Origin of the sequence: Leucobacter tenebrionis, from assembly GCF_019884725.1 — a bacterium.
Classification (GTDB): domain Bacteria; phylum Actinomycetota; class Actinomycetes; order Actinomycetales; family Microbacteriaceae; genus Leucobacter; species Leucobacter tenebrionis.
The window spans coordinates 2,210,238-2,224,197 of the sequence record NZ_CP082322.1 but is presented as its reverse complement, the minus strand read 5'-3'; the positions used below and the strand labels follow the sequence as shown (position 1 = coordinate 2,224,197).

General features: G+C 70.2%; 3 protein-coding genes. 1 reads left to right on the top strand and 2 read right to left on the bottom strand.

Annotation, left to right across the window (positions count from 1 at the left end):
• Positions 1-213 precede the first annotated feature (213 nt).
• A complete protein-coding gene (locus KVY00_RS10290) occupies positions 214-846 on the bottom strand; it encodes a YigZ family protein (RefSeq protein WP_223042874.1) in 633 nt (210 codons plus the stop codon).
• A gap of 54 nt (positions 847-900) precedes the next feature.
• Between KVY00_RS10290 and KVY00_RS10285 the strand changes: the two genes are divergently transcribed.
• Positions 901-1,278: an RNA-binding S4 domain-containing protein gene (locus tag KVY00_RS10285; RefSeq protein WP_223042873.1), complete on the top strand. Its 378-nt coding sequence runs from the start codon at positions 901-903 to the stop codon at positions 1,276-1,278.
• 130 nt (positions 1,279-1,408) lie between these two features.
• On the opposite strand, the gene KVY00_RS10280 is transcribed toward KVY00_RS10285, so the two are convergent.
• The gene (locus KVY00_RS10280; protein ID WP_223042872.1) at positions 1,409-13,900 is read right to left on the bottom strand and encodes an isopeptide-forming domain-containing fimbrial protein; all 12,492 of its coding nucleotides are present in this window, start codon (positions 13,898-13,900) and stop codon (positions 1,409-1,411) included.
• Positions 13,901-13,960 lie beyond the last annotated feature (60 nt).

The window sequence follows — 13,960 nt, the reverse complement described above, 5'->3', positions numbered from 1 at the left end:
ACAGAAAGGGTGAAAGCACGGGTGAAGTTCGATGCTTCCGCCGCCTGTGCGAAAACTGCGCTTCTAACATCGGTACTGGCGCTCGACCCAGTTCCCCCCGGGAAGACGCCATCCCTCCCTCCGGTGTCCATAATCCTCTGGGAGGGGCGAGCCCCCGGACCTGTCCCCCAGGTAGCCGGGGGCTTCATACGTTTCGTCCGGCAGCGCGCAGCGTCAGCCCGGCAGGTCGACGTAGCCGGCCTCGCCCGGCCGCACCTCGGCGGCCCCTGCGCTGACCTCCGCGGCGAGCGCGGTCAGCGCCGCGACCTCGCTCTCGGCGACGAGGTAGCGCTGCGCGACACGATCGCTGTACTCGGCGGCGCCGATCCCGAACCCGCGCCGTCGCGCCTCGGACTCGATCTGCGGAGCCAGGTCGTAGGCCGTCGTGATCAGCACCTCGCGCCGCAGGCCGCGCCGCACCCGCACCGCACCCAGCACGGCCTCCGCGACCGCCGCCCGATAGGCGCGCGTGAGCCCGCCGGCGCCGAGCAGCACCCCGCCGAAGTAGCGGGTGACCACCGCCACCGTGTCACTCAGTCCGGCGGAGACGAGGGCGTCGAGCATCGGGGCGCCGGCCGTGCCGCTCGGTTCGCCGTCGTCGTTGGAGCGCTGCACCCGGCCGTCCGCGCCGAGCACGAACGCCGAGCAGTGGTGCCGCGCCCTCGGGTGCTCGCCGCGCACCCGGGCGATCACCTCCCGCGCCGCCGACTCGGTCTCCACCCGCTCGAGTCGGGTGAGGAACCGCGAGCGCGAGATCTCCAGCTCCGCGTCGACGGGGGCGGCGATGGTCTCGTACTCCGTCTCCATGCCTTCCATCCTCGCAGCCCGCGGGGTGTCGCCGCGCCCGCTACGATCGAGCGTATGAGCGAGAGCGTGCGTGCGGACACCTGGGTGTGGGGCGTGCGTCTCGCGAAGACCCGCAGCCAGGCCACTGCAGCGTGCCGCGCGGGCCACGTGCGCGTCAACGATGCTCCCGCGAAGGCGTCTCAGCCGGTGCGCATCGGCGACGTGGTGCGCGTGCGGCTGCACGGTTTCGACCGCATCTACCGCGTCACCGGCCTGCCCATGCGCAGGGGCAGCGCGGCGGAGGCAGCGAAGCACTTCGAGGATCTGACTCCGCCGCCCCCGCCGCGTGTCGAGCGCCCGGCGATGGTGGTTCGGGATCGGGGCGCGGGGCGCCCCACGAAGCGGGAGCGCCGCGAGATCGACCGGCTGCGCGGCCGGGACTCCGCGGAGTAGGGTGCGGCGACGCGGCGCGTCCGCATACGCCGCCGCAGAAGCCCCTACACCGTCCCCGAGAGGCGGATGCAGCACGGGGATTCACCGATCCCGTATGCAGCACCCGCCTCCCGAGGGCGCAGCCCGAGCACTACCCGGCCGCGCCCGCACCGCTCTCTCCAGCCGCGGCCCTTGCCCGCCGCCGCTCCGCCGACAACGCACCGGTACCGCCGAGCAGCAGCAGGAGAGCCACCAGCGCTGCGAAGGCGAGGATGTCGCCGCCGGTGATCGCGAGAGGATCGCGGGGATCCGCCTGAACGACCGAGACGGTCGCTTCATCGCTGATCCTCGAATCGTCCGTCAGCGCGGAATCGGAGTCGAGCACCGCAGTGTTCGTCACGGCGGGGTAAGCGGCCCGCCCCACAGCGACTTCGAGCGTCAGCTCGATCTTCTCGTCGACCTGCAGGCCGCCCGGCAGCACCCAGGTGACCGTGCTGCCATCGACCGAGACGTGCTCATCGGGTGAAGCATGGAAGGTGAGCCCATCGGGCAGTTCGTCGGTCACGGTGATGGGGCCGGGATCGGCCGTGGGGCCGCGGTTCTCGACCTCGATCCGGTATGTGCCGATCTCGCCCACCTTGAACTCGCCCACGGCGGTCTTCGTCACGGCAAGCGTGACGAGGGGGTCCACTACGACCGTCGCATCGGACTCGTCGTTCAACGGGTTGCTGTCATCGTCGGTCGTGACGGTAGCGACGTTGCGCAGACCATCGGGCGCGAAACGGTCCGCGGCCGTAACGGCATCGAGCATCAGAACGATCGTTTCACCGGGTTCCAGGCTCTGCCCCTCGGCTACGGGCGTCCAGGTGAGGCGCTGCGCCCCGCCGGCCGAGCCGAGCTCTGGCTCGATCCCGGCACTCTCACCGTCGGCGACCTGCACCTGCGCGCTTCCGGGAACGTAACTCATGCCCAACGGGAGCGCGTCGGTAACGGTGATCGGTCCGTGCGCGCTGCTCGGCCCCTCATTCGTCACGACGAGCCGGTAGCCGACGGTGTCACCGGCCTGCACCTGCGCGACGTCGGCTGTCTTCACGATCGACAGATCGGCGCTCGCCTGCTGGTGCGAGTTATCGCTGTCATCCGGCCGCTCGTCCTCCGGCACGTTGTCGGCTCGGGCCTGCGCCCAGTTGACCAACTCTGCGTCGGGATCGAGGTCGGGCGCGGTGGTGAACGTCACGATGAACGACGCCGCTTCGCTCTTCCCGACGCCGAGGTCCTCTTCGAGAACCGCCATCAGGCAGTCACCGGCCGAGTACCCGGCCGCCTCAGCGATGCCCGCCTCGCACGCGGTCGTCTCGGCGGCCCACTCACCGGAGCCGATATTCGCCACCCGAGGGTCGCTGAGACCGGCTGGAATCGGATCGACGACCCGTACATCACGTGCGATCGCCGGCCCCTTGTTGATGACGTCGATGCGGTAACTGACGTCGGCGCCGGGTGTGATCGGAGGCGCCGCGGGCGCGATCGAGTTCGCGAGCACCCACTCGCCGTCGACGAGCACGACCCGATTCTTAGCAATGTCGAGCACCGTGCGGTCGCCCGGTGTCACAGTGCTGGTGTCCTCGTTCGGGCCTTCGGGGTCGGTCGTCTCACCCGGTGAAACGACCGCGACATTCGTGATGGCGCCGCCCTCCCACGCGGGGTCGATGAGAGCTGTGATCTCGATATCCGGTTCAGCGCCCACGAGGAAACGATCACCGCGGTATGTGAAGGTGATCATGTCGCCGGCGGTCGCGTGACTCCAACCGCCGGGGTTCGACGTCGTCGCCGCCCAGAAATCGTTCGACGGATCCTCGATCAGGCCGGCAATGCCCGGAGGCAGCGTGTCCATCACCGTGATCGGGCTATCAGCCGAGCTCCACGAGGTCGAGGGACCGGCATTGCGGGGCGTGAGCCGCCAGGTCACCGGCTCACCCGCAGTGATCGCCTCAGCGGGAGTGGTGGCCGTCTTGCCGATCGTGAGATCGGCGACTCCGGTCACGTCGACCGGATCGTCGTCGCGGTCGTTCGTGATGTCGTTGTCGTTCGGGCCGTCGACGACAGCTAGGTTCAGCACGTCCTCCGCCGGCTCGTGATTCGCGTCGACCAGCGCGGTGAAGTCGATCTCCACGGTGCCGCCGACCGCGAGGTCGAGGCCGCCGGTGATGTCGCCCCAGACGAGCCTCTGCCCGTCGAGCGCGGGCTCGACTGCGATGGCCTCCGCATCATCGACCGAGACGCGCGCCGTGCCCTCGACATAGCTAAAGCCGGTCGGCAGGGTGTCGGAGACGACGATCGGCTGGTCGGAGACGCTCGGCCCGTGGTTCGCGACGCGCAGACGGTACTCCACCGTCTCACCGGCCACGACAGCCTCGCCGACGGCGGGCGCCGTGTGCGACTTCTCGATCGAGAGGTCGGCGCTGCGATTGGAGGTCGCGTCGTCGTCGTCCCGGTCGAAGCCGCCCACCCAGTTCTCCGCGGTCGCCTCGGCCCAGTTGATGAGAGGATCGCTCTCGTCGTGCTGCATCGCCGCGTCGGTCGCGTAGGTGACGACGAACTGCAGCGCGGCCTCCGGGCCGACCTCCTGCGAGCCGTCGAGCGTGAAGGTGTCCCAGCCGTCGCTGCCGCCGTTGCTCGTCGTACCGCCGACCGCGTGCTGCCACAGGCGCTCACCGATGCTCTCGTGCCCGACGTACGAGAGCCCCTCGGGCACCTCGTCGACCACCGCGACCTCGCGCGCGTCGGCCGGGCCGTCATTGACGACGGTGATGCGGTAGCTGATGTCGTCGCCCGGAACGAACGGAGGCACCGGTTGCTGCTCGGTCGCGAGGACCCATTCGCCGTCGACCTGCACGACGCGCGCCTTGTCGATGCGCAGCGAGGTGTAGTCGCCTGGTGCGACGGGAACCTCGCTGTCGTTGTTCGACGGATCGCGGTCGCGGGTAGCGCCGGGAACGATCTCGACGCTGTTCAGGATCTCGTCGTCGACCCAGGCGGCATCGATCACGCCGGTCAGCGCGATGCTGAAGGCGGGGTCCGCCGCCTCGTCGGAGTTCGCCGCGATGCGGTCGCCCTGGAAAGTCCAGGTGATCGTGTCGCCGGCACGCGCCGGGAACTCGATCGGCTCGCCGCCGCGGGTCGCGGTGGCGGCCCACTCCTCGGTCGAGGGATCGGTCACGCCGTGCACACCGGCCGGCAGCACGTCGGTGATCGTGATCGGGCTCTCCTCGGTGCTCAGCGAGTCGGAGGGCCCGAGGTTGCGCACATCGAGCCGCCAGGAGAGCTCTTCGCCCGCGGTGATCGCCTCGGGCGCCGTGGTCACCGACTTCTCGATGGCCAGGTCGGCGAGCGGCACGGTGGTGATCACGTCGTCGTCGCAGGGCTCGGTGTTCGTGTTCGTCTCCGTCGTGGCGACGCACGCGTCATTCACGACCTCGACAGCGTCGCCGATCCCGGCGGTCACGAGCGCAGTGATCGTGAGCTGCGGGGCGCGCGAGCCGTCAGCCGGAGCCGCAGGCAGCATGCCGGTGTACTCGGCGACCACGACGACCCGCCCGTGGTCGCCCGGCTCGGCGCTCACGAGCGTCCAGCCGTCGCCTGCCAGCTCGACGAAGTCGAGACCGGTCGGCAACGTGTCTGTCACTGTGACGCCCGTGACGACCGAGGGGCCGTCGTTCGCGACGTCGAGGGTGAAGGTCGCCCTGTCGCCGACCTCGAACTCGTCGTTCGGCTTCGCCGCGACGTGGCTCTTCTCGATCGAGACCTCGACCTGTCGGTCGACGCGCACCTCGGCGATGTCGCTGTCGGGCGCCTCCGCGGGGTCGGTGGTGGGATCGCCGTTCGTCTCGAGGGTCTCCTCATCGATATCGGCGGTGTTCGTCAGAGGGGTGCCGTGACCCACCCCCGCGTCGATATCGACGGCGAAGCGGATCTCGGGCGCGCTGTCGCCGCTCGCGAGGCCCGCGTCGCGCGTGAAGGTCACGCGCTGCGGGTTCTCGGCGTCGACCGCGGCCTGCCAGCCGCTCGCGCCGACCAGCCCGGCGAAGGTCATGCCCTCGGGCAGGGTGTCGTGCACGACCAACGGGCCGACGGCGTCGCTCGGGCCGTCGTTGCGCACGACGAGCTGGTACCACAGCGAGGTGCCTGCGACGGCGACGTCGGTCGCCTCGCCGTCGGCCGGGTCGAGCGCCGTCTTCGCGATGCCGAGGTCGGCCTTCGCGCGCACGACGACATCGGCGCTGTCGGGCAGTTCGTGCGGCTCGTCGGGATCGGTCGTGCGACGATCGATCCAGGTGAGCAGCGCGTCGTTGGTGAGGGTCGCAGAGACGTTGCCGCCGTCCGCGAGCGCCTCGGGCGCGATGTCCACGACGATGTCGATGAAGCTCTCGCCCACCGGCAGCAGCGAGGCGCTGCAGTTCACGGCGCTCGCGCCGGCCTGGTTGCCGTCACTCGGGCAGACCCACGCGCTGCCGGCCTCGGGCGTCACCGAGGCGAGCGTGAGGTGCTCGGGCAGCGTGTCCGCGACGAAGGCTGGGTTCGCAGAGGGACCCTCGTTCTCGATGAACAGACGGAAGGTCGCCTGCTCTCCGGCGACGGCCTCGGCCGAGTCGACCCAGGCGCCGGTCTCGGCATCGTAGACCTTCTTCGCGAAGGTCATGTTCGCCTCGCGCTCGAGGTCGACCTCGTCGGTGGTCGAGTCGTCCGGGCCGTCGGGGCCGCCGACCGTTGCCGTGTTCAGGTACGCGCCGTTCGGGGCGTCGGAGGCGATGTCGACGGTGAGCCTGATGACGAATCCGTCGCCGACGGGCACCGTGAAGGTCTCTTCAGCGGTGCCGATCTCCCAGCTCAGCGTGCCCGGCTCGTCGCCGGGCGCCGCCGTGGTCGCGGCGATGGGCGCCCAGGTCGCACCGCCGTCGAAGCTGATCTGCGACGAGTCGGCGGCGTACGAGAGGTGCGTCGGCAGTGCGTCGGCCACCGTGATCGGGCCGCGCGAGGCCGAGGGACCGCGGTTGACGACGCTGAGCTCGTAGTCGAGCTGCGATCCTGCGACGGCATCGCCGAGGTGCGTCTTCTCGATCTCGAGCGCAGCGCGGCGCTCGACATCGGTCGACGTGCTGGTGTCGTCGTCGGGGTCGGAGTTGTCGGCGTCGGCCACGACCCGGTTGACCACCGCGCTGTTCTCGTCGAGCACGAAGTCCGCGTCGAGCAGCGTCGTGACGACGAACGAGGCTCGGTTCGAGGTGTCATCGGTCGGCAGTCCGACGGGGCTGGGGAGCGGGGACGGATCGGTCAGAGCGAAGAGCTGCTCGCCCGCAGCGTCACTCGTCTCGCGACTCCACTCGCCGACGACGCTCTCGTACGAGACGAACGTCAGATACTCGGGCAACTCGTCGGTCACGGTCACGCCGCGCGCCGTCGCTGGACCGAGGTTCGAGACCTCGACGAGGTAGCTGACGTATTCGCCCGGTACGGGCGCCTCGGTCGCCGCGACCCACTCGCCGCTCGCCTCGTCGTACACGGCGCGCGTCTTGGCGACGTCGATGGCGGTATCGGCCGAAGGCGTCACCGCCGGCGGCGTGGAGGTGTTGTTCTCGTCTTCGGGATCGGGGGTGTCGCCCGGAGTCACCCCTGCTGTGTTCAGCAGTTCGGCGCCGGCCGCCCAGTCGGGGTCGAGCGTGCCGGTCAGCGTGATCGTCGCGGGCGAGGCGCCCACAGCAATGGCCGCGCCCTGGTAGACCCAGGTGATCGTGTCGCCCGCCGAGGCGAGCTCGCCCGCGGGCCAGGCCTCGCCGTTCAGCCGCGCCGTCCAGGTGCCCGCGACCGAGGGATCTGCCACGCCGAAGATGCCCTCGGGCACCTCGTCGGTCACGGTGATGGCTTCATCTGCGCCGCTCAGCGAGTCCGAGGGGCCGAGGTTCGTGACCTCGATGCCCCACGAGATCGGCTTGCCTGCACCGAGGTCCTTCGCCTCCGTGTTCACGGTCTTCACGATCTGCAGATCAGCGGCGGCGCTCGAGGTCTTCTCGGCGTCGTCGCTGTTCGGATTCTCGCTGCCGGGCTCGGTCTTGCCCGGTCGCTCGAAGGTCTCGCCGAGCACCGAGGCGGTGTTCTCGAACGAGGATCCGTCGGCCACGGTCGCGGGGATGTTCACGTCGCCGACGATGCGGATGTAATCGCCGCCATCCGCCGAGAGCGTGATGTTCTCGCCGACGCGGAACTCGAAGGCACCGCTCGCGCCGCTGCCGCCGGTGACCTCGAGGTCGGTGAGCGGCACGACCGTGTCGCCGTGGTGGTAGCTCGCAGTCCAGCCGCTGACCGTGACCCCGCTCGGCAGCTTCTGGGCGTCCTCGAAGGCGAACCAGCCCTCGCTCGCGTCGGGGCCGTGGTTCGTGACGACGATCTCCCACTGCGGCTGCGCGTAGTCGGCGCCGACCGCGGCTCCTGCGACCCAGCTGCCGTCGTCCAAGCCGTAGAGCCCGTTGCTCGTGCCGCCGATGGCGCTCTTCACGAGCTTCAGGTCGGCCTCGGCGATGTGCGCGTCGGCCTGATCGTCGTCGCCGGTGAAGGCGTCGTCCGCGTTCTCCGTGCTGCCGGTCGTGTCGGTGGTCACCGCACGCAGCTGGTTGGTGTGCGGATTGGCCTCGGCACCCGTGCCGGCGTCATCGATCGCGCCCTTCTGCGGGGTCGCCGTGAAGGTGATCGTGACGGTGCGGGCCGCATCATCGCCGGTCGCGTTCGTGCCGGGCAGCAGCTCGAAGCCGTCGGTGTCTTCGCCGAGGCTCCAGAGCAGCGTCTGCCTGCCCGCGTCCGCATCGGTCTTCGGCTCGATTTGCCGAGTGGCTGCCGCGCCGATCTTCACCTGCGCGCTGTGCTCGTCATAGACCCAGTTCCGCGGCAGGACGTCGGTGACGTCGACGGTCTGTGCCGATCCTGCCCCCGTATTGGTGAGCGTCAACTGCCACTGGAAGGGGCTGCCGACCGTCGCGAGCCCGTCGGGGTTCGCATCGCCGACGGTCTTCTCGAGCTCGACGAACGGGAACACCGGTGCGACACTCGCGTCGTCGCGAATGCGGTCGTCGCCGTCGAGGGACGGGTCGTACTCGCGACCGCCGTCTGCGAAGGACTCGAAGTGCGTGACGTTCGCGTAGTTCACGAGCGCTTCGGTCGTCAGCGCCTCAGTGTCGACGAAGCTCGCGTCGTAGCCGAGGATCGCGGCGTTCGGCCGGTCGTCGCCGGCCTGAGCGGCCGGGTGCAGCGGGCCGGCGATCTTCCAGGTGATCGTGCCGCCCGAGCCGTTCGCGATATCGCCGTCGACCGCGGCCGGAGCCGGCGCGATGGAGCCGACGTCGACTCGCACGCCCTCGGGCACCCGGTCGGTCACCGTGACGTTGTGCGCCGCGGTGAGGTTCTGCGCCTCGACGCCGCTGTTGCGCACGGTGATCTCGTAGCTGAAGCCGCCGTCGGGGTTCAGGCTGATCGCGTCTTCATCGATCGCGGTCTCGGCCGCGAAGTCGACCTTCTTCTCGATGGCCAGCACCGGATCGAGCACGTCGACGCGCGCGTCGTCCGTCAGCGGGGCCACAGGGTCGGCGCCGGGCGCCGGGCGCCAGGTGAGGCCGGCGGTGTTCGACAGCTCGCCGATGTTCGCGGCGACGCCGTCGTGCGCGAGCAGCACGTCGTAGCTGAAGATCAGCGTGCGCGGCTCGGCGTTCGAGGCGATATCGCCTCCGTTCTGGCCGTAGCTCCAGGTGCTGGTCTGACCGCCTGCCGCACGGTTCCAGTCACCCGTCACGTCGACGGGGTCACCGGTGCCGGTGATCTGGTGCACGCGCACCGAATCGGCGTCGAGCTCGACACCCGCCGGCAGCGCATCGCGAACCTCGATGTCGTAGTAGTTGATGTTCGGGAAGAGATCGACCCGCACCTCGTACTGCACGGTCTCACCGATGGGAGCCGCGACGGCATCGGGGTCGTAGTCGGCATCGCCCGCGACGCGCACACCCTTGGCGATATCGGCGGTGGTGGCGCGCACCGTCGTCTCGTCTGCGGCGACGCGATCGCCGCGGCGGTTGGTCGCGTCGTCATCGAGGTCTGCCGGCAGCGTCTGCCCGGTGACGCGCGCGGTGTTCGGGTACTCGCGGCCCGCGCCGGCGCTGGGGCTGATGACGGCCGTGTAGCCGAGGGCGACCGTGCCGGGAGCGACGGGAGCGGGCAGCTCATCGAGCTGCGTGAAGGCCTCCGCGCTCCAGGTGATGGTGCCGCCCTCGCCGTCGAGCACGCTCTGCTCGACGACCACGGTGTTCGGCGAGAACGGGCCGGTGTGCGGCGCCTCCGCCACGACGTACTCGGCCGCACTGCCTGCGACCGTGAAGCTGTCGGGATCGACCTCGAGCCCCTCGGGCACCTCGTCGACCACGACGTTGTCGTAGCTCTTCGGGAGGTTCGCCGTCGCGCCGACGGTCAGCGTGTAGTCGACCTCGTCGCCGATCGCGACCTCGCCCCGGGCGTTCTGGGTCTTCACGATGGTCGGCCGGGGCTCGATGTACCGCACCTCGGCGCTCGCGTCGTGCTCGATGCGAGCGCCCGGCGTATTCGGATCGTCGTACCCGAAGGTGGCCGTGTTGCGCAGCTGCGTCGGGTTCGCGAGGTCGGGAGTGCGACTCGGGTTCGAGGCGTCGCGGTCGGTCACCCAGGCCGAGACGCGCACGCGGAACGTCTCGTCCGCGTCGCCGGTCGTGTACTCGTCGCTGCTGAGCACGCCGTGCTCGTCGCCGTCGCTCTGCGCGCAGGTGAAGCCGGCGAGCGAGCCTTCGTCGCAGGTGCCGGGGGCAGCGTCCGTGTCATCGGGCCCGAAGAACTGCGCGCTGCCGTCGACGAACTCGTAGGCGAGGCTCCGACCCCAGTTCGCGCCGTAGCCGAACAGACCGCCGTCCGAGAGCCTGAAGTTCTTGACGGTCGTCTTGGCGGGCAGCGTGATGGTGTACTCGAAGGTCGCGATCTCACCCTGCACGATGGCGTTCGCGGGGTTGCGCGGATCGCTCACCGGGGCGGTACCGGGGGTCGCGGGGGGCGCGATCTGCGTCGAGATCAGCGCCTTCGTCGGCCGCGGGTCGGGCAGCGAGAAGTGCGAGGGATCGGTCGCGAGGTCGGCGGAGATGCCGAATTCACCGTCGCCCGGAGTGTGGCCCGACACTGGCCGCGAACTGCCGCCGTCGCCAGCACCGCCGTGCGCCGCACCGCTCTCGTCGCCGAGCGTCGGCACGATGCGCGAGACGCCGCCGCCGTTGTTCTCGACGGCGAAACTGCTGATCGAGGCGGTGTTCTCGTAGCGCTGGGCGAGCTGCGCGGCGTCGCCGCCGGCGACGCCGTCCGGCGTCACGACGGTGTAGCCGAGGGTGAAGCCGCGCTGCATGGCGGCCTCGGTCTCGCTCGCCTCCGTGCTGCCGGGAATGGACTCCGAGATCTCCCAGACGACGATGGATCGGCCCTCGTAGAAGGGATCCACCTTGATCTCTTGCGGCAGATCATCCCAGTCGTAGACCACGGCGGTGTGCGCTGCCGCGCTGCCGACCGCGGTGCCCTGCCACAGCTGCGCAGACGAATCGAACTCGCCGCTCGCCTGGACGTAGCCCTTCAGGTCGGCGGCCCGGATGCCCTCCGGCAGCGCATCGTAGACCCGGTACCCCTGCGTCGTGGTGCTCGGAGCGGTGACGTCGATGCGGAAGCGCACCTCGTCGCCCTGCACGGCCTCGCCGCCGTCGACGTTGCTGTTCACCGCGTTGCCCGCGGCCGGCTCGCCGTCGAGAGTCTCGAGGCCCTTCGTGAGGCGGGCGCCGGTGTCGAGGTGGATGGCAGCGTCGTCGCGCAGGAAGAAGATCTCGCCGTCGACGTTGCGCTGCTGGTACTTGGCCAGATTCTGCGACAGGTCGACCTCATCGAACGCCGCGACGTCGACGACCCGCACCTTGATGAAGATGTCGATCTGCGTGTTCTTCGGGAAGAAGCGGTGGCCGGCGGTGTCGACGACTCCGCAGTCGGCGCTGCCGAGATCCCAGGTCAGCGACCGGGCGTCTTCGTTGAAAGCGGGGTTCGGCACGAACTCGTCGAGCCAGTCGTCGCCGCTCGGCGAGCAGGTGCCGAGAGCGGTCTCGCTGCTGACTCGGTAGGCGATGTCGGTGAAGCGCCCCTCACCGTCGAGGGCGGGGTCGAACTCCGTGCCCTGGGGCAGGAAGTCGGTGAGCTTCGGTGCGCGCACGTCTGCACCGGCCGGCGGGGTGACGGTGATGCGCCACCACACATCGTCGCCCACGGCGAAGGGCTCGGTCGCCTCCTCGGGCTCCCACGCATCGGCGGGCACGGCGGTGATGTCGCCGCCGGGAATCTCGGCGCTGCGCGGCAGCACCTGCTTCGAGAGCCCGCTGAGGGGCGCCTCGAGCGTGGCGTGCGAGTCGTCCTCCGCACGGTATTCGCCATCGGCGTCGGCCGGCGCAATGCCGTTACCGGGGTCACCTGCCGACGTGACGCCGCTCAGCTCGTCGATCGCGGCGGTGGTGGCGGTGATGTCGACCGTGTTGCGCACGGTGTCGCCCGAGGTGGTCGCGCCCGGCGCGTTCGCATGCTCGTTCTCGTGCTGCGCGTAGAGCGCGTTCTGGGCTGCCGTGTACACGACCTCGTGCCCGGTCGAGCCGCCGTCGTGCCCGTTGCCGGTGCCGGCCCCGAGCGGTTCGATGTACAGGTCGAGGAAGAAGTGGCCGGTGGCCGGGTCGAAGGCGATGCCGCTGAGCGTCGCCCCCTCGAGCGTCGTGTCTGCGCGCTCCGAGGGGTAGGCGCAGTCGGCGCCGACGCCGGCGTCGAGCAGCGCCCGACTCCACGCCTCGGGGCTCATCTCGTCGCTCACGACGGTGCCACCCGGACGGGGATCGCCGATGAGCAGGCGCGGGTAGCCGTCGCCCGGCGTGACCGCTCCGGCGGGGATCGCCGGGCAGATGCCGTCGCCGAGATCGTCGGTGAGTCGGTTGGGGCGGACGTCTGCACTGCTGTCGCCCGGTCCGCCGAGCTCGGCACCCGTGTACTCGCTCGTCGCGATGTCGAGCCGGTACCGCGCGAGACCGCCCTGGGTGAACTCGGCGTTGTCGACCGTTTTCAGCACGCGCACGTCCATCGCGGTCACGGTGTGCTCGGTCGTGTCTCGAACCCGCGCGTCTTCGGACGAGGCCACCTCGCCTGTGTAAACACCGCTGACGCCCGCGACGTTGGTCTGCGCCCGGGGTGCGCCCTCGGGGTCAGGCATCGCCTGGCCCTGGCGAGTGGAGGCGCCGCGGTTGTTGTCGAGGTTCGATCCCTGCAGGCCGCCCTCGGGCGAGGGGGTCTCACCGCCGAAGTCGAGCGTGTTCTCGAACAGCGGCACCGCTGCGCGGTATCGGATCTCGAAGAAACCCGGCCGGCCCGCGGCGTCCGGGTAACTCTGCGCGTGGGGGTCGACGATGCTGTAGTCGACGAGGCCGGCCGCGGCCAGTCGGCCGATGTTCCAGGTGACCTTCGTGTAGACCCTGCCGCTGTCGAGGCCGGGGAAGGCCGCGATGTCGTCGGCCGTCGGCACGAGCGTCTCGACGCGCTCGGCCCCGGCGAGCGCCGCGTTGCGCGCGAGCTCGTGATCGGCGGGGCGATCGGCGTCGGCGTAGAAGCTGTCGTGCGGGGCCGGGGCGTTCATCGCACCCTTGCCCGGATACTCCCCGGGACCGCCCTGTGTGCCGTTCGCGTTGGTCGTGTTGTCGGTGCCGCCCAGCCCGAGGTACTCGAGGCCGGCCGGCAGGAAATCGGTGACGACCAGGTCATCGATGTCGCCCTCACCCGTGTGCCACACGCGCAGCGTATAGGTCGTGGTGTTGTCATGCACGCCGCGCAGCAGCTCGTTCTCGGGGCTGGGCTCGCTCTTCTCGATGCGCGCGGCTCCGACGCGCAGGCCCGCCTCGCCGATGCCGGGCTGCGAGGTCGCTGCGGGGCCGCCGCTGCCGCCGCTGCCGGGGAAGCTGGGCAGGAAGCGTTCGTCGTCGCTCGCGAACGCGAAGACGCGGATGTCGAGATTCGAACCGACCGGGAACGCGCCGGCGTCAGGGCGCAGGGTGAGGGAACCGCGGTTCGAGGCCCCGGCTGGAAGATCCGAGATGTTGGGGAAGACGAGGTACTGCGATCCTTCTGGCACCGTGCAGGAGGCACCGGCTCCGGCACCGGTGAGGCCGACGGCCTCGCAGCTCGCGCCCTGGCTCGGCACGGTCTCGCCCGCCTGGTAGACGCGCTTCGGCTGGCCGAGCGATTCGCCGGCGCCGACGAAGATGACGCCCTGCGGCACGAGCACGCCGAGACCGAGGTTGTAGCCGTCGCTCGTGGACTCGTCGTCATTGGCAACGCCGATGTCGACCGTGACGTCTTCGCCCGCGATGAGCGGAGGGTTCTGCTGCTCGACGGTCACTTTCGGGGCAGCCACGGCGGCCTGCGCCATCTGGGCACCGATACCCACCGCGACGAACGATCCGGCGAGCAGCGACCCCGCCGCAATACCCGCCAACCACTTCTTCGTAGTTCCCTGCACGCGCGACTGTCCCATGTGCCCCGATCACTCCCCGCCCCGGCGCCTCTTCCCGCAGGCGCAATGATTCTGGGCACG

Excerpts from the sequence above, each read along its gene's own strand:
- KVY00_RS10290 (WP_223042874.1), bottom strand. The coding sequence starts at position 846 with ATGGAGACGGAGTACGAGACCATCGCCGCCCCCGTCGACGCGGAGCTG.
- KVY00_RS10280 (WP_223042872.1), bottom strand. The coding sequence starts at position 13,900 with ATGGGACAGTCGCGCGTGCAGGGAACTACGAAGAAGTGGTTGGCGGGT.
- KVY00_RS10285 (WP_223042873.1), top strand. The coding sequence starts at position 901 with ATGAGCGAGAGCGTGCGTGCGGACACCTGGGTGTGGGGCGTGCGTCTC.